Annotated in this window: 25 protein-coding genes; 17 read left to right on the plus strand and 8 right to left on the minus strand. The window is 41.7% G+C overall.

Translation table 11 applies throughout. From position 1 onward, the window contains the following. Positions 1 to 4 precede the first annotated feature (4 nt). Positions 5 to 1,021, minus strand: coding sequence for a tRNA (adenosine(37)-N6)-threonylcarbamoyltransferase complex transferase subunit TsaD (gene tsaD, locus KF820_03755; protein MBX3457460.1), 1,017 nt, complete (start codon positions 1,019 to 1,021; stop codon positions 5 to 7). Between the two features lie 60 nt (positions 1,022 to 1,081). On the opposite strand from tsaD, the gene KF820_03760 reads away from it, so the two are divergent. The 10 genes from KF820_03760 (at position 1,082) to coaD (ending at position 8,806) form a co-directional block, all read left to right on the plus strand. Further along, positions 1,082 to 1,561 (plus strand): DUF721 domain-containing protein, encoded by a 480-nt coding sequence (locus KF820_03760; protein MBX3457461.1) that lies wholly within the window; start codon positions 1,082 to 1,084, stop codon positions 1,559 to 1,561. Between the two features lie 81 nt (positions 1,562 to 1,642). Further along, on the plus strand, positions 1,643 to 2,626 hold the full coding sequence (locus KF820_03765) for a leucine-rich repeat domain-containing protein (protein MBX3457462.1): 984 nt from the start codon (positions 1,643 to 1,645) through the stop codon (positions 2,624 to 2,626). A gap of 37 nt (positions 2,627 to 2,663) precedes the next feature. After that, positions 2,664 to 3,809 carry a hypothetical protein gene (locus tag KF820_03770; protein ID MBX3457463.1) on the plus strand — a complete coding sequence of 382 codons (1,146 nt, stop codon included), beginning with the start codon at positions 2,664 to 2,666 and terminating at the stop codon, positions 3,807 to 3,809. A 159-nt stretch (positions 3,810 to 3,968) separates the two neighbouring features. Further along, positions 3,969 to 4,712: a bifunctional demethylmenaquinone methyltransferase/2-methoxy-6-polyprenyl-1,4-benzoquinol methylase UbiE gene (ubiE, locus tag KF820_03775; GenBank protein ID MBX3457464.1), complete on the plus strand. Its 744-nt coding sequence runs from the start codon at positions 3,969 to 3,971 to the stop codon at positions 4,710 to 4,712. 7 nt (positions 4,713 to 4,719) lie between these two features. Then, positions 4,720 to 5,202: a dUTP diphosphatase gene (gene dut, locus KF820_03780; protein MBX3457465.1), complete on the plus strand. Its 483-nt coding sequence runs from the start codon at positions 4,720 to 4,722 to the stop codon at positions 5,200 to 5,202. A gap of 2 nt (positions 5,203 to 5,204) precedes the next feature. After that, positions 5,205 to 5,675 (plus strand): SH3 domain-containing protein, encoded by a 471-nt coding sequence (locus KF820_03785; protein ID MBX3457466.1) that lies wholly within the window; start codon positions 5,205 to 5,207, stop codon positions 5,673 to 5,675. An 8-nt stretch (positions 5,676 to 5,683) separates the two neighbouring features. Further along, positions 5,684 to 6,433, plus strand: a complete 750-nt coding sequence (locus tag KF820_03790) for an ATP-binding cassette domain-containing protein (protein ID MBX3457467.1) — start codon at positions 5,684 to 5,686, stop codon at positions 6,431 to 6,433. Then, positions 6,426 to 7,220 carry a metal ABC transporter permease gene (locus KF820_03795; protein ID MBX3457468.1) on the plus strand — a complete coding sequence of 265 codons (795 nt, stop codon included), beginning with the start codon at positions 6,426 to 6,428 and terminating at the stop codon, positions 7,218 to 7,220. The genes KF820_03790 and KF820_03795 overlap by 8 nt, the downstream gene beginning before the upstream one ends. Before the next feature lie 54 nt (positions 7,221 to 7,274). Then, positions 7,275 to 8,330, plus strand: a complete 1,056-nt coding sequence (locus KF820_03800; protein MBX3457469.1) for a thioredoxin domain-containing protein — start codon at positions 7,275 to 7,277, stop codon at positions 8,328 to 8,330. Between the two features lie 2 nt (positions 8,331 to 8,332). Then, complete coding sequence (coaD, locus tag KF820_03805; protein MBX3457470.1) at positions 8,333 to 8,806, plus strand: pantetheine-phosphate adenylyltransferase; 474 nt, start codon at positions 8,333 to 8,335, stop codon at positions 8,804 to 8,806. Here the strand turns inward: coaD and KF820_03810 are convergent. Both KF820_03810 and KF820_03815 read right to left on the minus strand, forming a co-directional pair. Continuing rightward, positions 8,796 to 8,984 carry a hypothetical protein gene (locus KF820_03810; protein ID MBX3457471.1) on the minus strand — a complete coding sequence of 63 codons (189 nt, stop codon included), beginning with the start codon at positions 8,982 to 8,984 and terminating at the stop codon, positions 8,796 to 8,798. The two genes, coaD and KF820_03810, sit on opposite strands and share 11 nt — an antisense overlap. Beyond that, the gene (locus KF820_03815; GenBank protein ID MBX3457472.1) at positions 8,981 to 9,817 is read right to left on the minus strand and encodes a hypothetical protein; all 837 of its coding nucleotides are present in this window, start codon (positions 9,815 to 9,817) and stop codon (positions 8,981 to 8,983) included. The genes KF820_03810 and KF820_03815 overlap by 4 nt, the downstream gene beginning before the upstream one ends. Before the next feature lie 618 nt (positions 9,818 to 10,435). Here KF820_03815 and KF820_03820 point away from each other — a divergent pair. From KF820_03820 to KF820_03840, 5 genes are all read left to right on the plus strand, one after another. Then, positions 10,436 to 10,630: a hypothetical protein gene (locus tag KF820_03820; GenBank protein ID MBX3457473.1), complete on the plus strand. Its 195-nt coding sequence runs from the start codon at positions 10,436 to 10,438 to the stop codon at positions 10,628 to 10,630. 133 nt (positions 10,631 to 10,763) lie between these two features. After that, positions 10,764 to 12,548, plus strand: a complete 1,785-nt coding sequence (locus KF820_03825; GenBank protein ID MBX3457474.1) for an ATP-binding cassette domain-containing protein — start codon at positions 10,764 to 10,766, stop codon at positions 12,546 to 12,548. After that, positions 12,545 to 13,231: a lysophospholipid acyltransferase family protein gene (locus tag KF820_03830; protein ID MBX3457475.1), complete on the plus strand. Its 687-nt coding sequence runs from the start codon at positions 12,545 to 12,547 to the stop codon at positions 13,229 to 13,231. Before KF820_03825 ends, KF820_03830 begins: the two co-directional genes overlap by 4 nt. Continuing rightward, complete coding sequence (nusB, locus tag KF820_03835) at positions 13,228 to 13,683, plus strand: transcription antitermination factor NusB (GenBank protein MBX3457476.1); 456 nt, start codon at positions 13,228 to 13,230, stop codon at positions 13,681 to 13,683. The genes KF820_03830 and nusB overlap by 4 nt, the downstream gene beginning before the upstream one ends. A 38-nt stretch (positions 13,684 to 13,721) precedes the next feature. Further along, the gene (locus tag KF820_03840) at positions 13,722 to 14,123 is read left to right on the plus strand and encodes a hypothetical protein (GenBank protein ID MBX3457477.1); all 402 of its coding nucleotides are present in this window, start codon (positions 13,722 to 13,724) and stop codon (positions 14,121 to 14,123) included. Between the two features lie 2 nt (positions 14,124 to 14,125). Here KF820_03840 and KF820_03845 read toward each other — a convergent pair whose 3' ends face one another. Continuing rightward, on the minus strand, positions 14,126 to 14,815 hold the full coding sequence (locus KF820_03845; GenBank protein ID MBX3457478.1) for a hypothetical protein: 690 nt from the start codon (positions 14,813 to 14,815) through the stop codon (positions 14,126 to 14,128). A gap of 174 nt (positions 14,816 to 14,989) precedes the next feature. Between KF820_03845 and KF820_03850 the strand changes: the two genes are divergently transcribed. Further along, the gene (locus KF820_03850) at positions 14,990 to 15,574 is read left to right on the plus strand and encodes a hypothetical protein (protein MBX3457479.1); all 585 of its coding nucleotides are present in this window, start codon (positions 14,990 to 14,992) and stop codon (positions 15,572 to 15,574) included. Positions 15,575 to 15,586: 12 nt separating this feature from the next. Then, positions 15,587 to 16,078 (plus strand): type VI secretion system baseplate subunit TssE, encoded by a 492-nt coding sequence (gene tssE / locus KF820_03855; GenBank protein MBX3457480.1) that lies wholly within the window; start codon positions 15,587 to 15,589, stop codon positions 16,076 to 16,078. A gap of 19 nt (positions 16,079 to 16,097) precedes the next feature. Here tssE and KF820_03860 read toward each other — a convergent pair whose 3' ends face one another. From KF820_03860 to KF820_03875, 4 genes are all read right to left on the minus strand, one after another. Continuing rightward, a complete protein-coding gene (locus tag KF820_03860) occupies positions 16,098 to 16,859 on the minus strand; it encodes a DUF4143 domain-containing protein (GenBank protein MBX3457481.1) in 762 nt (253 codons plus the stop codon). A 90-nt stretch (positions 16,860 to 16,949) separates the two neighbouring features. Continuing rightward, positions 16,950 to 17,243: an AAA family ATPase gene (locus tag KF820_03865; protein MBX3457482.1), complete on the minus strand. Its 294-nt coding sequence runs from the start codon at positions 17,241 to 17,243 to the stop codon at positions 16,950 to 16,952. Positions 17,244 to 17,363: 120 nt separating this feature from the next. Then, a complete protein-coding gene (locus KF820_03870; protein MBX3457483.1) occupies positions 17,364 to 17,885 on the minus strand; it encodes a TonB family protein in 522 nt (173 codons plus the stop codon). Further along, positions 17,878 to 19,683, minus strand: a complete 1,806-nt coding sequence (locus tag KF820_03875; GenBank protein MBX3457484.1) for a TonB-dependent receptor — start codon at positions 19,681 to 19,683, stop codon at positions 17,878 to 17,880. The genes KF820_03870 and KF820_03875 overlap by 8 nt, the downstream gene beginning before the upstream one ends. Positions 19,684 to 19,732: the final 49 nt, after the last annotated feature.

Here is a 19,732-nt window from a genome sequence, read left to right on the forward strand (position 1 = left end):
CGAACTAACCCTTTAAATCCGCCAATGGCCATCGTGGTCGAGGTTGGAAATTTAAGTCAGACTTTTGCCCCAAATTAAGACGTTCTATCCCTGCCCACGCAATCATAACAGCATTATCTGTACACAATTTCAAGGGGGGCGCAATAAATTCCTTGCCATTCTCATGGCAAAGAGCTGTCAAGGCTGCCCTTAAATACTCATTCGCAGCAACCCCACCAGCAAGAACAACAGCCTTAAAATCAATATCAACCATATCAAGCGCATGCTTAAGACGATCAACTAGGCAATCTTTAACAGCCTCTTGGAATCCAGCACACAAGTCAGATTTATCCTGATCATTTTCTATCTCGCCTGCCAATATAATATTTCGCGCAGCCGTTTTTAACCCTGCAAAAGAAAAATCACATCCCTCTCGCCCTTTCAAAGGGCGAGGCAAGACAAACCGCTTTGCATTTCCTGTCTTTGCGAACAACTCAACCTGTGGTCCACCAGGATAATCAAGATCCAAGGATTTTGCGACCTTATCAAAAGCTTCACCAGCTGCATCATCAATAGTTTTACCTAAAACAGTATAATCCCCGAGTCCCTTGACCACCAAAATTTGACAATGCCCACCAGACATCAACATAAGCAAAAACGGGAATGCCACATCATTCGTTAATCGCGCTGTCAGAGCATGCCCCTCTAGATGATTCACAGCGACAAATGGTTTGCCCAGAGATGCAGCCATAGCTTTAGCAGCCATAACACCGACCATGACCCCCCCAATTAATCCCGGGCCTGCCGTGACAGCAATCGCATCGACATCAAGCAGTGTTAAGTTAGCATCATCCAAAGCTTTTGTTACAACCAAGTTAAGATGAGCTAAATGATTCCTTGCTGCAATTTCAGGAACAACCCCCCCATACGGTTGATGGGCATCTATTTGAGCATGAATAACATTGGATAAAATTCGTTTATCGTCACTCACAAGGGCGGCGGCGGTTTCATCACAACTGGTCTCAATTCCTAAAACGATCATGGTTAACTAATTAAAATAATGATATAAGTGGTATTATAAGTGTGATGAGTCAAAAATACCATGAAAAACCTTAGGCATATCCTTGCAAAAATAACAACCCCCTTAGCTCAAAAACAGGGGTTTATTCGCGCGTCTATTCTGTTGGACTGGAACCTTATTGTCGGTGAAAAATTCGCCGAGTTCTGTCAGCCTGAGAAAATAATCTTTCCCCATGAACGCCGGACCGGGGGGCGCCTAACCCTTAAAACATCCAGCGCTTTTGCCCTAGAATTATCGCACTTAGAACCTTTGATCGTTGAAAAAATTAATCAGTATTTCGGCTACAAAGCCGTCGACAAACTCCTGATCAAAAATGGCAAAGTTACCCCTCGACAAAAGAAAAAACAACCCATACCAATAGTTGACGCAGCAACCCTAGCTCAACTTGAATCCATGACCAGCGATATTCATGATCCAAAGCTACGCCAAACGCTGATTGAACTGGGTAAGGGAGTATTATCGGAAAGTAACCCTCCCGAAAAAAGAGGTGATTTCGAGTAGACTTTTATTGATACCCTTAACCCTATGTTGACCAATTATCCCTATACTAACTGATATGGATTCTTCTCTGCGGGATTTCTTATGAACAAGATCACATCGACATTACTTATCTTACTTGCCATGGGGGGATCATCAATGGCAATGCAAGGCGCTGGTTCTGCGGCTGACCCTGCTGCTATGGATATTGAACGACCAACCTATGTTGAGCTAAGTTCTGAAGAAAAAAACAAGCTTATAGATGAGCTGCAGCAGTTATTGGGGAATGGAGTTCCATTGGATAGACAGAAGATATTAGACCGGGATGATCTAAATTTACAAGATAAGTTTAAACAAAAATCTGCAGATGAAAAAAATAGGATTCTCCTAAAAATAAGTGAAATGAGATGGTTAAAAACACTCTATCTATCCAATAACCATCTTAGACAAGTACCCGATTCGATCGGCAACCTCACACGGCTCCAATGGCTCACTCTCTCCGACAATCATCTAAGACAAGTGCCGGAGTGGATCAGCAACCTCACACAATTGCGAACGCTCGCCCTCTCCCGCAACCAACTGACGAGTATGCCTCCTGAGATTGCCAACCTCACACGGTTACACACACTAACTCTCATCAGCAATCCATTGACAAGCGTACCTGCAACCCTGAGTGATATACACACCTTAACTGAACTATACATGGAAAATCTCCCCAACCTCCTCCTCACTGGCCCAAGTCCGGATCAATGGGGGCGTCAGGAAATTTTGCGGCATTTTGGTGATCGAGTGCGGGGATTATCTACCCCAAAGGCTCTTCAGGTCATGCCATCGACCACAACCGAGACTGAAGTTTATACAGCCTTGGACCAACAGCCTATCCGTATCAATCGTGATACATTCACCCAAAATCGTCTGCCCGATATTACAGTAGATCATGTCTTTGACATCCATGAGATTCTGCAAAAACTTACTCTAATCCTGACCAGCCTTAACTTTACCGATCCGACTAAGCCCGCCTACATGGAATATGAAACCTTGGCCAATGACTATGCCAGTGATACCAGAAATGCTCAATCTATGAAATAAAGTCTGGAAATTCATCGTTCCCCGGCTCACCGGATATTTGCGCACCCTATACGGCGTTCCCTTAGAGCAAGACGATGTGTCCGGTTGGCCGATGTATGAGGATAAGATTGGCCAGACTAAGGTTGCCTTAACCTATATCTTTGATCATATCGAAAAATCGACTGATCCGGATACGAAAATGGCTCTGTTCTATCAATTGGTCAACGGATTATTCCATTGTCCAACAGGGCAAAGTGAGGGGATCAACGCGGTGGCCTTTGCTTTGGCTCAAGGACATCTGGTTGCCTCTGATTTTGCAAGTGCCGTCAAAAACATCCTGGCGACCAATAAAAATCATTGGTTTTCAATTGCGATCCTGGCTAGGGCCGCAGAAAACACACAGAATGTTCACTTGATCAGTTCCTATCGAGACCAACTCAAAGACAAACTCGGGTTATTATCTGTCATTGATTATACAGAACGTATAGGAACTTTTGGAAGAGATCCGTTTGACAGGAATCCCACCAATGTATTGAAGGTTTATTATGATTTAGTGACACCGGATATGCTGGTGAATTGGGTTATGGACAAGATCCAGATAGCCGATGATTTAAGGTATGTGCAAGCACAAAGACAGCTTGAGGCCAGAAAACAAATCATAAAATTATCAGAACAACAACTCCAACGTATTCAAGAATCAGGGCAAAGGTTTACTCAACTTCGTGCAGACAGGCCTATTAATGGGAAATTCTGGGGACATTTTGTGATCAACGAGGGTCTTGTCAAGCCAGAGGCGATCATGGGAGAGGAAACCGTAGGGCGTCGTCAAGTGCCGGTTCATTTGGCCGACAAACAATTGCTAGACGGATGGTGGCAACCTTGGTTCACGGCCAATCCATTGCGATCAGATAAGATAAACTTTACACAAGAAGGCTGGGGCAAATTGTTGCAGTTTGTCAAAGCCAAAATCAGGTCAAATCAACAGTTCAGACCGTTTAATGCAGGACTATTGGTACAGTATCTTCATGGTAATGGGATGATTGATCAAAATAATGAAAACTGGTGGAAAGATTACTTTACGGCTAATCCAACGCGGGATGAAAATGCCCGGATCATACGTGATGGGGTTAAAAAGGTATTGATCCATATGGGGTTTATTATTGAGGATAAGCCGGCAGATAGTGCAGTTATGAATGTGGAGTGATGCGTGTATGATATTATAGTGAGGGCGGCCTCATTATACTCATCTTAGTTGACACTAAAAAATTCTCTGAACATCTTTAGTGCAATCAAGCATAACCGTCGACAACACACCCGTAAGTGCGTATAGTGAAACAAAGCTCACTTTGACGTACAAATCATTATGATTCAGAACTTTTTTGGATTTCAAGCAACCACACCAGAGGATCGCACGCGACGCGTTCAAGATGTATTTACAAGCGTTGCCCAAAAATATGATATCATGAATGACCTCATGAGTTTGGGGATTCATCGCTATTGGAAGAATAATTTTGTCTCAAACTTACCGATTAAACCTTGCGATAAAATCCTGGATGTTGCAGGCGGAACAGGGGATATCGCATTTAAAATTCTAGAAGCATACCCGCATCTAGCTCCACACGTCACTATTTGTGACTTAACCCCGAATATGCTGCATGTGGGCCAAGAACGTGCCCTAAATCGGGGCATTATCAATAACCTTGACTGGGTGTGTGGAAACGCTGAAGATTTGCCGTTCCCCGATGAAAGTTTTGATATTTACACCATATCCTTTGGCATGCGGAATGTAACAAATTTAGAAAAAGCTTTACATGAAGCTTTTCGAGTTTTAAGACCTAACGGGCGTTTTATTTGTCTTGAGTTCAGTAAAGTGGACAATCCAATGCTTGAAAAAATATATGATCGCTATTCATTTGATATCTTACCCCAACTTGGTCAATGGGTTGCCAATGACCGCGCTTCATACCAATACCTTGTCGAGAGTATTCGTAAATTCCCGGATCAGCTGACATTTTCAGATCTATTAAACAATACAGGTTTTATTAACGTCGGTTGGAAAAATTTCATAAATGGGGTATCCTGTATTCATAGTGCCCACAAACCATAAAATTATAATGTCTGCCACAGCTTTAACTTTAACAACAAATGATATAACTGTTGACCTGCAACAGCTTCCCCATGGTCGCGACCTACCGTTGCCATCATACGGCACGGAACAAAGCGCAGGCCTCGATCTTTATGCTGCCACTGACGAAGACATCACCTTAAATCCGGGTGAGATCAAATTGATCCCATCCGGCATTGCAATTGCTCTTCCCACAGGATATGAGGCTCAAGTTCGCTCTCGCTCAGGTCTTGCCCTTAAGAATGGCGTCATTGTCTTGAACGCACCCGGCACCATCGACGCCGATTATCGAGGGGAAATCATGGGCATTATGATTAATCTATCCCAAACTCCCTTTACCATCAGTCGTGGTACGCGATTTGCTCAAATGGTCATTGCTCAACACGAACGCGTCATATGGAACAAAGTTGACGGACTTGAGGCAACAGTCCGCGGATCAGGTGGTTTTGGCTCTACAGGAATTACGGAATAAGCATGATCAAAGCTTTTTTGTTTGGAATTACTCTCCTAAACTGTGCTCAGGCGGCGACAGAAAAGCTCCCGTTACCAAGATTTGCCTCAATTCGATCCAACAAAGTCAACGTTCATGTGGGACCCGGCAAAACTTATCCCATTGAGTGGACCTATACACGTCAAGGACTCCCTGTTGAAATTATTGCTGAATTTGATACATGGCGACAAATCAAAGACAAAGATGGCGCCACAAGTTGGGTTCACAAGAGCCTCCTCTCCGGCAAACGAACAGCGATGATTAAAGAACGTCGCCATCGGATTCGCTCAAAGCCGAAACAAGATGCACGGGTTGTTGCCTTTCTAGAACCTGACGTTATCGTCAAAGTAAAAAAATGTGATGCGGAATGGTGCCAAGTTGACGTTAATGGTCATACAGGGTGGCTCAGGAAAATTAAATTGTGGGGCGTTTATCCTCACGAAGAAAAAATGTAATTTTAGTCATGGACAGCCCATCTGTTACCTTAATCAACTTAGGATACCAAGATATTCTGACGGATATCAGCCTCAGGATTACAAAAGGAAAAATCACGACCATTATTGGGCCAAATGGGGCAGGGAAAACAACTTTGCTCAAATTAATTCTAGGGCTCATCAAGCCTTCATCTGGACAAATCCAATATGACAAAGATATTATCTTTGGTTACTTGCCCCAAAAACTAAAACTCAATCCGCTCATGCCATTGACCGTTGAGAGATTCCTACAACTAGCAACCCCTCAGCAGAATACTGAGTTAAAAGAAAAAATTGCAAAAATACTCCACCGGGTTGGTGCTTGCCACCTTAAATCAAGATCACTACACGTCCTCTCTGGCGGTGAAATGCAACGAATCCTCTTAGCACATGCTCTGATGCAAACTCCGGATGTCTTGGTACTGGACGAACCTGCCCAAGGCATCGATGTAATGGGACAGGCTGAGTTATACTCTGTGATTGCCTCCATCCGCGATGAATTAGGATGCGCTGTTATCTTGGTTTCCCATGACCTCCATCTTGTCATGGCAGCCTCAGACGAAGTGATTTGTCTGAATCAACACGTTTGTTGTTCTGGCACCCCGTCAGATGTGGCTCAACATCCAAGCTATGCTCAACTGTTTGGATCAAAGTCTGAAGCCTCTAGCTTAGCCGTTTACACCCATCATCACACTCATCGTCACGACGAGCCTTGTTCAGGGGGTAAAAATCATGATTGATCTCCTTGGGCAAAACTTCGTTCAACTTGCTCTGATAGCCGGATGTCTCCTTGCCATTCCACTTGGTATATTAGGATGCTTTACCCTTTGGCAACGCATGACTTTTTTCGGAGATGCTATGGGACATGCTGCAATTTCAGGCGTCGCCTTAGGCTTGTTGTTGAATCTTAGCCCAGAGATCGGTGTGCTTGCATCTTCATTAGTTGCTGTTTTGATTTTATCTCAACATCAAGAATCATCAAAACTTCCTCTGGATACATGGCTAGGCATGGTATCTTATGGGGGGCTCGCCTTAGGTTTAATTGTCTTATCGAAAAACCCAACCCTACAGATTAACCCCGAGACAATTTTATTCGGAGAGATTTTTGCAACCACATCGCGGGATATCACCCTTATTTTAGGGTGTACTCTCATGACAACTGTAATTTGCGTGGTATTCTGGAGATCCTTACTAACCCTCAGCATCAACGAAGATCTCGCCAAGACACAAACTATTAACGTTCGATTGATGAAAGCAGTCCTCTTTACCTTAATGGCTATTACTACTGCCGTTGCCATCAAAATCATAGGGGGACTGATGTTGCCTGCACTCCTTATATTTCCAGCATCCAGTTCAACCTCTGCCACCACACCTGAACGCATGGTCGTTCGATCTATCGTTATGGCAATCATTATCTTCCTTTTAGGTTTTCTTGCCTCCTTATTCTTTGACCTGCCCTGTGGACCAAGTATCGTCTTAGTTGGGGTCGCTGTCCTGATCACATCAAAATTAACCTCTTTCAAATAGTTAAAATTGTATTTACACTATAGGTAAAGCGATACGAATTTCGAAAGGGACATTATGATCAGAACATCATTTCTTGCACTTTTATTAACAACGGCGTCTTTTGCTGAGACAAAAGCAGAACCAAAGAAAATGGAATTGCTCCCGCTATCAACGACAGATAATAAAGCAGCAGCAGCCCCTCAAGCAAAACCTGAAGAGATAAAAGCTGATGACACAAAAAAAGAAACGACAGCAGAAACAAAAGAGCCAGCCAAAGTTGAATCTATCGCGGCTGATGGCACAGTAAAACTAGCCGAAGCCCAGCCAATTGAAACAAAGACGGACGACACAAAAAAAGATCATGATGATGACAAAGCTTTTGAAGCTAAAGCAATTGACCCCAATGAAAGTCATACAACTGATGGTAAAGTGATCGAAGCAGCTACACCATCGTCTTTCTCACCAACGCAACAAGCTGACATTCAAAAGCTTGTTTTGGAGTTTATTGAGAAAAACCCGGACATTTTAGTCAAAGCAATCCAAAATTACGGTGAGACACAGCAAAAAGAAGCACTGAAAAAAGAAGCTGAAAAAATGACGAAGTTTAAGGATGATCTCCTCAATGATAAAACTGCTGTTGTTGGCGGCAATCCAAACGGCAATGTGAAACTGGTTGTTTTCGCTGATCCGAATTGTCCCCATTGCCGTCACTTCGAAGCAAACTTAAACGAGGTTAAAGGATTATATAGCAACCTAAAAGTCTATATGCGTCCATGGCCAATTATGGGCAATGAATCAGCTGACACTGTCACAGGATTGATGGCCGCAGCAAAGCAAGGATATGATAAATACGAATCCCTAATCATGCGCATTGCAACCAGCAATGAAAAGGTCGACAAAGTTAAATTCCTAAAAATGGCAAAAGAATTAGGTCTTGATATGAAAAAACTACAAAAAACCATGGATAGTGATGAAGTCCGCAAGGAAATCAAATCCAACCATGAACTGGCTGTCAAAATTGGCCTTGATGCAACCCCAACCATCATTATGTTTGATGGCGAAGACACACAAATCCTTATGCCTGGGGATAAAGAATCCCTCAAAAAATCGTTGAACGATGCCAAGGCCTAAGGATGCAGATTGGGCTTTATCCGGGAAGCTTTGACCCCATAACTTGGGGACATCTCGAGATTATTCAACGAGCCTCAAGGCTCGTTGATTTTCTTTATATTTGCATTGCCCATAATGAGACAAAATCACCCTTATTTGCAGTAGAGCAACGCTTTGACTGGGTTAACCAATCCCTAAATCAGGCTCAGCTTAATTGTCAATATGATGTTATATTATTTAATGGGTTACTGCTTAACCTAGTTAATCGCGTTGGCGCACACACCATAATTCGCGGAGTGCGAAATACCAACGATTATGATTTTGAGGCTCAACTATCTCATGCTCATAAAAAAATGGCTCCCGAAGTGGAAACCATTCTTTTGTCTGCTCAAGATTATCCGTTTATATCCTCAACCATTGTAAAATCTATTTACACTCATGACGGTGATATATCAGAATTTGTACCACCGTGTGTGAGTGATTCTCTTAGAAAATAGTCAACACCCCAATAAGAAACTCAGCCACCAAATCAGCAAAAAAATAAATCCACGCCCAAAGACGTTGTGTCGGATTGTTTTTAACGGCAACAGTTCTTGCGGATTGCGATGAATCCTTCCAGTATACCCAAAACATCACAAGCACAAACAAAGCAAGAAAACAAAACGTAAAAATCATTTAGATTCCTTTAGTTTTTGAATTTCATAGAGGATATAGTGATCTTTCCCTCGTTTATCAACTGGTGATAGCGTTAGAATTTGCCCTGTTTGTGCATGAACAAAAAGAGATTTGACACCAAAATAACCATCTTTCTGTAATCGCTGTAACTTATCAACCGTTTTATTTCTCAGTTTTGATAAATCATCACCAAAGGCTGAAACAGGGCAAATTTTCTCTGAAGAGCACAATTCAGAATCTCTTGAATCAAACAACATAACAGCGTCTTCAATATCGAGGCTAATATCTCGATAGTTCCGTTCCTGCAACGCCTTAAGAGTTTCAGATAACACACGTGTTTTATAAGCCGAGACTAGGGTTACCTTTGCTTCTTGCCGTTGAGAACAATCAACTCGATCTAATAACCGCCCCAGTTTACCATTGACAATACTTACAATATCCATATGAGAGAAATAAGTTGCTGTTGGTGTCCAAATACTAATACCAACACAGTCAATAAGACTATGAGTTGCAAAATAATGCGTCGCTTGTGGCTTACTTCTGATCTTAGCTTCCCCCTGTTTCACAAAGGTAATATCGGCAGATTGGAAAATCACCGCCGCTTCCATCGGACTCAATTGTTGATAATCAACTTTTTTTTCAGGAAGACTATCACATCCAGTTTCTTTGAGAAAGTCTACATAACGTTCTTGTGAACAAATAATGAGATCCTGACGACATTGTGTATCGATGGCGCCAACATCAGAAGAACTAGAAGGTAATGTCCAGCGAATATGATCTTGGGCTGCTACTGCTCCAACAAACAATAAACTTAGAAAAAACTTTTTAATCATTAAGATTGTCCCCACTAATAATGGTTTTATTAAGAAAATACTGCAACGTATTTTTGAGGTCACTGTGATCTTGAACAACACTACAGACAAAAAAATCAAGTCTAAATACTGTATACATAAGGAACCTTCTAAAATACAATTAACTTACCTTATATAAGAATCGTTAAGAAAATTATCCAGTTATTTTACTTATTTGTTTATACAGTTCATCCTATCTTTACCTCTGAGATTACCCTAGTACGCACCGATCAAATTATGGCTGGCCAGGAAACTGTCAGTTTTGCTGTTTGTAAAAATGTTAAGAATAACACCTTTGAACGACCTGTCGGTTGTTCTATCAGCCCAAATAGCATGGAATTTATTGGTTACAATCATCAATCTCCCTTCCTAAAACCGTTCTCCGTTATTCAAACCTCAGCCAATAGGGAAAAAAGAAATCATCACCCTGTCAAGACATTATGATAGTAGCGAATAATGAGCTTCGGGCTTTTTTTAGATGCTACTGTTATCTCCTTTAGCCCTAACAAATCTATTATTTATGCACGTTCTGATCACCATTAGTGGATTAGAATTAGGAGAAACCATACTGAATCATCGATTCTTTTCATCGAATATGATATGGCAGAAAATCTTGAAGATGCTTTTTTTACTTACGATTCGTCAATACCTCTCACAACTGAATTAGTAAAGCAAGCAAGAGCGGTTTTGGAGAAATCTAAGAACGGAAACCTAATGAAGTTATTTGACCCCAATAACCGTGTCCTGAATTCAGGATTAACAATCGAAGACGAGTATCAAGCATTTACAGATTGATTTTAATAGCCTGAAGCAGTGAATCATAAAAGAATCCTGTCTAAAGCTATAGATCTCCTTAGATTATTTCTAATAAGAGGTTGCTAATTATTTTACTAGCCTTTTCCCCCTAAAATCAGCTAAAAATAAAGTAATGAGTAAAATTATCAAGAAAATCATGTCGGATGGCCCAACACGTCGTTTGGCTGCCCGTCTTTTTAATGAACACGTGATGCCCTATCGCGTGCGATTTTTATTTGCTATTGTTTTTATGATTTTAGCAGCCACCGCTAATGGCGCAATTCCTTTTATTTTACAACCTGTTTTTGACGATGTTTTTTACAAAGGAAATCCTGACCTTTTATTTGTAATCAGTGGTTCGGTATTTGTGGCGTTTGCTGTACGCGGCTTTGCCTCATATGGCGAGGCTATTACCATGTCTGTCATAGGACAGCGGATTATTTGTGATCTGCAAAACAGGCTATTCTCTCACCTGATGAAATTGGACCTAAATTTTTATCACCGCAACTCAAGTGGTGAGTTAATTTCCAGGTTTACCAATGACATTATGTTGATGCGTTATTCTGTTAGTAACGTCATTGTCGGATTAGGTAAAGATTTGACGTCGCTTATTGTCTTAATCGGGATTATGTTCTACCGGGATTGGATGCTAGCATCGATTGCTTTTTTCTTATTACCATCAATTGTCTTGCCCATATCAAAAATATCACGACGGATGCGCAAAGTAACGTATAATACCCAAGATGAATTTGGGAAAATCACGTCCCAACTGTCACAAATTTTCCAAGGCATGCGCGTTGTGAAAACCTATGGCATGGAGCCCTATGAAATTGGCAGGGTAGAATCGGCCACAGAACGCGTATATCAGCTTATTACAAAAGCAACGCGCATTCGCGCAACAACTTCCCCCATTATTGAGGTTTTAGGTGGCCTGACCACAACTTTGATCATTGCTTATGGCGGCTGGCAAGTCCTAAAAGGCACAAGAACAGCAGGTGAATTCATTTCATTTACCGGGGCTTTGTTGTTATGTTATGACCCGTTAAAGCGATTAGGCAACCTCAACACAAGTTTACAAGAAGGGCTTAGTGCCGCACAGCGTGTTTTTGAAACCATTGACACTCAACCGCTTATTGTTAATAAAAACACAGCCAAACCGATTACGGATATTCAAGGGCGCTTGACCTTTAAAAATGTCAGTTTCACCTATCCTAACGGAACATCCGCGCTATCTGATATTAACTTAAGTGTTAGTCAGGGAAAAAGCATCGCTCTTGTCGGATCCAGCGGATCCGGGAAATCAACGTTCATCAACCTCATCCCTCGGTTTTATGACATTACTGACGGCGAGATTTTAATTGATGATGTCTCAATCCAGGATATTACCGTGGCTTCATTGCGCAGTCATATTGCCCTTGTCAGCCAAGAAATCACCCTATTTGATGATACAATTCGCAACAACATCGCCTATGGTCGTTTTGGCGCCAGTGATCAGGATATCACTGATGCAGCAACGTCAGCCGCAGCTCATGATTTTATCATGAAACTACCTAAAGGGTACGACACAATTGTCGGTGAAAATGGTGTTATGCTATCAGGCGGACAACGCCAACGGATTGCAATTGCAAGAGCGATGCTAAAAAATGCGCCTATCTTATTACTTGATGAAGCAACAAGTGCCCTCGACACCCATTCGGAACGTCACGTTCAAGGAGCATTAGAAGCGCTCATGCAAGGCAAAACGACAATTATTGTTGCCCACCGTTTATCGACAATTATTAACGTTGATACCATTTACGTGATGGATCAAGGACGCATCGTTGAAGTCGGCAACCATGAAACACTAATCAAAAAGAATGGTCATTATGCAGAACTCTGGCAAGCACAGTCTCGATCGCAAGATGAGGACGGTCAATGAAACGCTGGCTAAAGCAGTTCACGAAAAGCCCCGGCTTTCAGAACTTTTTGTCTTGGATCATCAGTCTGTACTTAAAACTCGTGTTTTATACGACAAAATGGACATGGATTGGCAAAGATAAAGCAGACTCTTACTTTAATGCGGGGTCTTTGATTGTTTGTTTCTGGCACGGTAATCTGGCTATGATACCTTTTATGAATTTCTGGCCTCATAAACGGATCCTCTCAATGGTATCCGGTCACGGAGATGGTATGATGGTTGCACGTACGTTTAAGCGGCTTGGAATTGACTATACAACAGGATCAACCAACCGTGGCGGTGCACGCGCTTTCTTGGCGTTACTCGAAGCTCTGCGATCTAAAGAAATTGCAGCAATTATTCCCGACGGCCCTCGAGGGCCAGCCCGAGAACTCAACGTTGGCATTATTCAACTTTCTCGGCATGGACAAGCCCCTATCATGCCCATGGCATATGCAACGTCTCGATTCATTCAATTTAAGAGTTGGGATAAATTTAAACTCCCTCTCCCGTTTTCAAAAGGGATATTTATCTATGGTGATCCCGTACCGTTTCAACCCACAACAAATGATAATGAAATTGAAAGCTGGCGAAAATTAGTACAAACTACTATTTCACAAGTACAAGACCAAGCTGATAGTTTTTTTAATAAGGAAAAAAAATGACAAATGAACCCCAAGCTGTTCTCAAAGGCCGTTCAGCTGCACGACTTGGCGCAGTGCAAGCTCTGTATCAATTGGAAATGGAACCATCAGATCCGCGTGTTGCCATCAGTCAGTTCATCAATACTCGTTTTAAAAATCCAGATCAGTATCATATGAAAAATCCCGATCTAAACTTGTTTGAAGCCCTAGTCACAGGCTGGCACTCAAAATCAGACCACATCGATGGATTGATTACCCAGATCTTATCAAAAGATTGGCCTTTTGAGCGAATTGAGAATGTTTTACGAGCAATTTTAAGATGTGGCACATGTGAACTTCATTCATTTCCAGAAACGCCAAAAGCAGTCATTATCAATGAATACGTTAATCTAACAAAAACATTCTATGACGGACAAGAACCGGGATTTATTAACGCTTCGTTGGACAGACTAGCGCAACTGCTAGGGCGATGATATTCTGATCATAGGTTTACCCTTCGATTCAGATTTGTATGCTCAAAACATTATACCTAACTTTATCATTACTGCTTGCCCATGACAAAGGCGACAATAGCGCTCTAAAAAACACAACGGAAACCTATATAGAACTACAGCCTTTAATCATCCCTGTGGTCAAGGGGGATCAAGTCTTTGCTTTTGTGCGTTTGTTGATTCATGTTATGACGAAAGATGCAACCTCAATCTATCCTTACAAACCCTACGAAATAATCTTCAAAGATCGTTTCTTTGCTGATGTCTATGGCGCTTTATGTGATCAATGGTTACCAGGCCAACAACCTAACCAAGATACCATTGAAAAACGCCTTCAACGAGTTGCAGACCATATTGTTGGCCCCGATAAACTTCGCATTTTTGTCGCACACTTTTATTTCTATAAACCGGATAAAAAATAACACTAAAGTGTGAGTTCAGCCGTAGGTCTAACGACTAAATCAACATATAGTGATTGTCCGGGAATAAGACCATTAGGAATATGCCCTTGGAATTGAATCAATCCACCAGGCTTAAAAGTTGGTTCAAGGTGACAACCTGACCGAGACAATGCCTGCCCCAATGATGTTTGTATCCCACTTAGTCTTTTCAATTTATTAAAATCATTCCAAGATTCAGCAAGGACATCACGATTGGACCACCATGTGTACCCCAACCCACCGGCAATACCAAGTGTCCAGATAGGGGTAGAAATCATTGTTGGTAAAATAAATGTTGCGGCATATCCTCCGATAAAAGCAAAGGGATATTTTTTTACCAAAGATATTCCTGTGAAAGAATGCTCCATCCGGAAGGATACAATAGTGGCTTTAATATAGTGATTTCTACTTGTCTGCAAGACCGTATCTGATGGTGTGCTGGCAGCATCATGCTCATAGACTAGACTAGTCGGTGGGATCGTAGCGCCGCGGAGTGATCCTTGTGAGTCATGATCAACCTGATTTAAAATAGGATATTCATTACCGATCAAACATCGTTGGGAATAATCTTGCGGACTTGTAATAGGAGTTTCACCTGACCACCAGTGCCACAATCGATCCATTGATTGACTCTCACTTAACAGTACAGTAAGTAACAGTATCGTCTTTCTCATCAATCCCTCCTGTCATTCATTTCTTGAAATTAGCACTATTTTTATAAAAAATTAATATAAATTTTTACTAAAAATTAATCCTGGAGGTATTATTGTTAACTTAAGATCGTAAAGTATTTGGAGAATAATATGACGAATATAATCCCTGGCCAAGGTGGTATGACCCACAGCAATATGCAAGATTCTGTCGGACAGATGACAGGGGCTGGTTTTGGTATTGGTATTCCACAACATTCACCGCAAATTGTTCACACATCTCATGTCTCAACACCGGAATGGATGGTAATGATTGATGATTTGCTGTCATCCACAATTGATGGGGCACCGGATGGAACCGATGCGGATTTAACTCAGTGTGTTGAATTATTAGGCTGGTATTCAGAACAAGCTCGCTTAACCAAGGGAAATACAGCAAACCAATTGTTTTCAACCTCGGCTGTTCAACACTCCAGTGTTTTGATTGCAATTCCAATCGGTGATTACGTCGCATCCCTTGAAACGAAAATGTATTCAGGCTCAAACATCGCAGCTATCAAGCTAATCCGCTTAGCCAACATTACAGATCTTAAAGTTGCGATCCAATACATCACCTATACAAACTGCCGTATTGAATCAACACAACAACAACTCGATAAATTCATCCTTTCATTCCGACCTGAAACACGTCAAAATACTATTGTACAGTATAACCAGGATGGGACTGCTAAAGGTAACAACGTTAGCTACTTCGATTATACAACAGGTAAAATCGAAGCCTAAAAGGGCTAAGATATGCGTGATATTATTAAGGAGTCTTTGGCCGAACCGAAACGGTCACAGGGGGCTCCTATTCCTTTATTTGAAAAACTCATCGATGATGATCGTGGTATAACAGAAGAAATTCCGGCAAAACGTTATTACAATCGTTTTGAGCTCATGCAATCCATCCAAGATGAACTTTCCCGAATCTTAAACACCCGAGCCGGCATCAGAAAATCAGATTACGATCAGTTAGCCAGTAACCCCAAGAACTTTGCCCTTCCCCAAATGTATGGGTTGTCAGACTTTTCACACTATGATGCCACAGCAAAAGGATCCTACCCACGCATTGCAAGATTATGTGAAAATGCTATTCGTATGTTTGAACCTAGACTCAAAAATCCTGTCATTACAATAACCGGATTTGATTCTAATAAAGCTAAACTCATGGCTGTCATTGACGCTGAGTTGAACGTCGCAGATTTTCAAGAAGAAGTTACATTTCCCCTTGAAATTGAAACATAGGTTCATGAAATTCCGAAGTTCAACTTCGAGTTTTCATAATCTTTTTTAGTGGGACAACAGAAATTGATTCCTCTATCTTATACATCTTATCTCCCGGATAGATAACTTCTAGAGAATCAAGTTTCAAAATATCTTTAACCATTATCATAGATTTTGTTAATGCCGGTGCATCTAAATATTTAAATTCAAATCCATGACGCTGCCCGTCTTTAATAATAAGCAAATCAAGCTCACCTTGCTGATGGATTGACCAAAAAAAGCATTCCTCAGGTCTGGCGCGGTACAACTGAATCGTTTGCTCTAAAGCAAACCCTTCCCATGATGCCCCGATTTTAGGGTGCCTAAAAAGTGTCGAATAGTCAGAAACACCTAATAATCTGTGAAATATCCCGGAATCACGAATATAGATTTTAGGTCGCTTGACCTGCCTTTTTTCAATATTTTCAAACCACGGGGATAATTGGCGAACCATAAAGGTTCCCACTAAAATATCAAGATAATGTCTGGCTGTATGATCACTAACGCCTAAAGAACGACCAATCTCAGAGGAGTTATAGATATTACCATGATAGTGAGCAAGCATACTCCAAAACCGCCACAATGTCTGTGCAGAAATATTAATGCCAAGTTGCGGAATATCCTGCTGAAGAAAGGTCTGAATATAATTATCTAACCACAATTGTGAGGCTGCATCCGATTTTGCTAAATAAGATCGTGGAAAACCCCCTCGTTGGTGCAACCCAACAAGATCATCAATCTCAACAATTGAAAATGGTGACACTGTTATGTAACCGATACGCCCGGCTAATGATTCAGATGATTATTGAATTAAATCCCGAGAAGCACTCCCTAAGATCAAAAATTGCTGTGCTTATCCCTGCTGATCAACTTGATACCTTAAAAATTGAAATAAGTTAGGTGACCATTGAATCTCGTCAATAATGATAAGACCAGACAAATCAGATAGTAAAAGCTGAGGGCTGTCCATTAAGATTCTATCCTGAGGATTTTCTAAATCAAAAAAATGAACATCGCCCTTGTATGAATTTGCAAACTCCCTAGCCAATGTTGTTTTCCCACATTGACGCGGGCCTAACAAGGCAACAACAGAGTGAACATCAAAGTTTTGCTCGATTTGCTCAAGATAATGATAACGATTAATCATGGTTCACCTCTTCATTAGAAGAACTCATGAAATTTCGAAGTTCAACTTCGAGTTTTCATGATTTAAGAAAGATTAAAAAAGAGAGATCCCCAATCAAATTGAAAGTGAAGCTCTATAACTCTATATCAACTGGAATTCGACAGGGATTTTCAGAGTCATTCGTTGCTTTGTTTTAGGAAAAGCCCATTGAGCAATTTGTTGTTTTGCTGCATTGGATAATAAATCATGCGGGGATTCAATGATCCTACAAGAAATAAGGTCGCCATCCTGAAAAATTACTTCAACTAAAACCTCTCCCTCGATTCCAATAATACGCGCTTCTTCCGGGTACATCGGCTTGGGGTTCCCCTTGATAAATTCAGCAACAGAAAATTCGGCACAACCATCCACCTCGGTTTTGTGATGCTCTGTTACCTGTGACACTACAGGTTGGGAGTGAACAGCCAACGTTCGATCCTTTTCAGATTTTTTATGGGCAGGGTTGCACGGTGTGACACAAGGCATGACTTCAAGACGAACATCAAACGATATAGAAGCCGATGGTGCTAAAATTTTACCATTCTGCCCCCACACCAATAATACAAAGGGAGCAACATGAATAATACTCGCAAACATAAAGCTAAGTTTATACCCTTTAAACAAACCGCATCTCCATCCCACAATAAACAGCTAGACCACTTTGTTTATACCCCATTGGTTCTTGAATTTTCCGATTTAAAACATTTTCAATACGCCCAAAGTACCTAGTCCCTGAGGTCAACTTCTTTTGAATTTTAAGATGGAGCACCGTATATGGTTTTGCCGTTATTTTTCTAAAGTTTGTTGGATGGATATCCGGTCGATGCCCTTGACGGATAATCTCAAGACTTGACAACCAGTCGTCCAACTCATACGAAACTATGCCGGCAAGTTTGGTTCGCGGGCGCCTGAGTAATCGTGTTCGATCTTGCAAATTTTCTGCCCTCATCAACGTATGATTAAACGAGACAATCCACCCCCCAAAAAACCATGAAACACCCGATTCAAGTCCTTTGATTCTTGCTCGGCCTAAGTTTGTATTAGACTGAAAGTCCACCGTCGGATAAATAAGGCGTGTTAATCGGTTCATAAAATAAGTTTCTTGCCATCGAAAACATCGCCCTAGTACCTGATCAAATCCTACATCCCATTGCTGTGAATGCTCGGTCTTTAAATCAGGGTTACCGGAATAATAAGGGGTTTTCGCATATAATTGGTAAAGAGTAGGTGCCTTGAAACCGGTGCCATAACTTGCTATTAGCTTGCCGCCAGACCATGGTTTCAAAACAAAACCTTCACGATGGGTTACAGTTGCCCCGAACGAAGCGGTTTTGTCATGCCTAAGACTTATATCCCAATCAACCCAAGACCCTTTTTTCTGCCACAAACAACCCATACCGAATGAATTTTGTAGAAAGGCAAAGGATGATCTTGCATCGTTCTGCTTGACTCGATCTTGACTACCTTCAAGCATCAACGAAAAATCACCAAACGCCCTGCTCTGATATGTCTGCGTCCAATCAAATTGGGTACGCTGTCCCATGGTTTGGGATTGGAATCGATCCCGAATTGCATTGTTCTGTCGTGACTGAAAAAAACCAACCCCAAACAGATGCGTCCAGTTCAAGGTCGGTTGAACAGATAGCTGACCACGATGCAGAAAATTTTCTCGCTCTTGAGGTGATGCCCGATCAAAAAGTTGAATCAGTGCATCTGCCTGATTATAACGACTAACGAGCATTAAATGGCTTCGATCGTTTAACTGATGATCAAGGCGCCCAACAAAACCGTTCTGCCTAAAATAAAGACGAGGGTAATGTCCAGATGGTTGGCGATACGTCACAGGTGTTTGATGATTCCCTGAACTTCGCACCCCATCCGCCCCGAGATACACCCCCAAAGTATCATAGCGATGCTGGGCACTGCCTGAAATTTTTGCGACCCGATTACTTGAGAACTCTACCTGTAAATCCTCTTGCGAAGATTCAGCTTTTGGCGTCGTGAGCAATAACACACCACCAACAGCATCCGGTCCATAGAGACTTCCCTGCCCGCCACGCAGAATAGATATTGTTGCGAGATTCTCTGTCCCTATTAAGCTTGTATCGAGTGATCCGTTGGCGGCGTCAGGTGAGTTGATACGCATGCCATCCAAACGCACCTGCAAGTGGTTTGAGTTGGTTCCTCGAACAAAAACAGAAGATGGTTGTCCTATATTTCCGGAGCGAACAATAACCGTACCGGGAAAACTATTCAACACACTATCCAAGGTCGAATATTGGCGACGTTTGATTGTCTGAGATGTCAAAACATCTTGATGAATGGATGATGGCATTTGACGGATAGCTTTAGCCTTAACATGAACAGTTGGTGCGACTTGTTCAGCCTGCACGGATGCCAGTAGGGGTAAAAGAAATTTCATACATCACTTTCAGTTGCAGTTTGTCATGACCACAACCGATGCCGGCCCA

It is taken from the genome of Candidatus Paracaedibacteraceae bacterium, assembly GCA_019636055.1.
Classification (GTDB): Bacteria; Pseudomonadota; Alphaproteobacteria; order Paracaedibacterales; family Paracaedibacteraceae; genus Paracaedibacter.

Coding starts and splice junctions, on each gene's coding strand:
- tsaD (MBX3457460.1), bottom strand. CDS start 1,021: ATGATCGTTTTAGGAATTGAGACCAGTTGTGATGAAACCGCCGCCGCC.
- KF820_03760 (MBX3457461.1), top strand. CDS start 1,082: ATGAAAAACCTTAGGCATATCCTTGCAAAAATAACAACCCCCTTAGCT.
- KF820_03765 (MBX3457462.1), top strand. CDS start 1,643: ATGAACAAGATCACATCGACATTACTTATCTTACTTGCCATGGGGGGA.
- ubiE (MBX3457464.1), top strand. CDS start 3,969: ATGATTCAGAACTTTTTTGGATTTCAAGCAACCACACCAGAGGATCGC.
- dut (MBX3457465.1), top strand. CDS start 4,720: ATGTCTGCCACAGCTTTAACTTTAACAACAAATGATATAACTGTTGAC.
- KF820_03785 (MBX3457466.1), top strand. CDS start 5,205: ATGATCAAAGCTTTTTTGTTTGGAATTACTCTCCTAAACTGTGCTCAG.
- KF820_03790 (MBX3457467.1), top strand. CDS start 5,684: ATGGACAGCCCATCTGTTACCTTAATCAACTTAGGATACCAAGATATT.
- KF820_03795 (MBX3457468.1), top strand. CDS start 6,426: ATGATTGATCTCCTTGGGCAAAACTTCGTTCAACTTGCTCTGATAGCC.
- KF820_03800 (MBX3457469.1), top strand. CDS start 7,275: ATGATCAGAACATCATTTCTTGCACTTTTATTAACAACGGCGTCTTTT.
- coaD (MBX3457470.1), top strand. CDS start 8,333: ATGCAGATTGGGCTTTATCCGGGAAGCTTTGACCCCATAACTTGGGGA.
- KF820_03810 (MBX3457471.1), bottom strand. CDS start 8,984: ATGATTTTTACGTTTTGTTTTCTTGCTTTGTTTGTGCTTGTGATGTTT.
- KF820_03815 (MBX3457472.1), bottom strand. CDS start 9,817: ATGATTAAAAAGTTTTTTCTAAGTTTATTGTTTGTTGGAGCAGTAGCA.
- KF820_03820 (MBX3457473.1), top strand. CDS start 10,436: ATGGCAGAAAATCTTGAAGATGCTTTTTTTACTTACGATTCGTCAATA.
- KF820_03825 (MBX3457474.1), top strand. CDS start 10,764: ATGAGTAAAATTATCAAGAAAATCATGTCGGATGGCCCAACACGTCGT.
- KF820_03830 (MBX3457475.1), top strand. CDS start 12,545: ATGAAACGCTGGCTAAAGCAGTTCACGAAAAGCCCCGGCTTTCAGAAC.
- nusB (MBX3457476.1), top strand. CDS start 13,228: ATGACAAATGAACCCCAAGCTGTTCTCAAAGGCCGTTCAGCTGCACGA.
- KF820_03840 (MBX3457477.1), top strand. CDS start 13,722: ATGCTCAAAACATTATACCTAACTTTATCATTACTGCTTGCCCATGAC.
- KF820_03845 (MBX3457478.1), bottom strand. CDS start 14,815: ATGAGAAAGACGATACTGTTACTTACTGTACTGTTAAGTGAGAGTCAA.
- KF820_03850 (MBX3457479.1), top strand. CDS start 14,990: ATGCAAGATTCTGTCGGACAGATGACAGGGGCTGGTTTTGGTATTGGT.
- tssE (MBX3457480.1), top strand. CDS start 15,587: ATGCGTGATATTATTAAGGAGTCTTTGGCCGAACCGAAACGGTCACAG.
- KF820_03865 (MBX3457482.1), bottom strand. CDS start 17,243: ATGATTAATCGTTATCATTATCTTGAGCAAATCGAGCAAAACTTTGAT.
- KF820_03875 (MBX3457484.1), bottom strand. CDS start 19,683: ATGAAATTTCTTTTACCCCTACTGGCATCCGTGCAGGCTGAACAAGTC.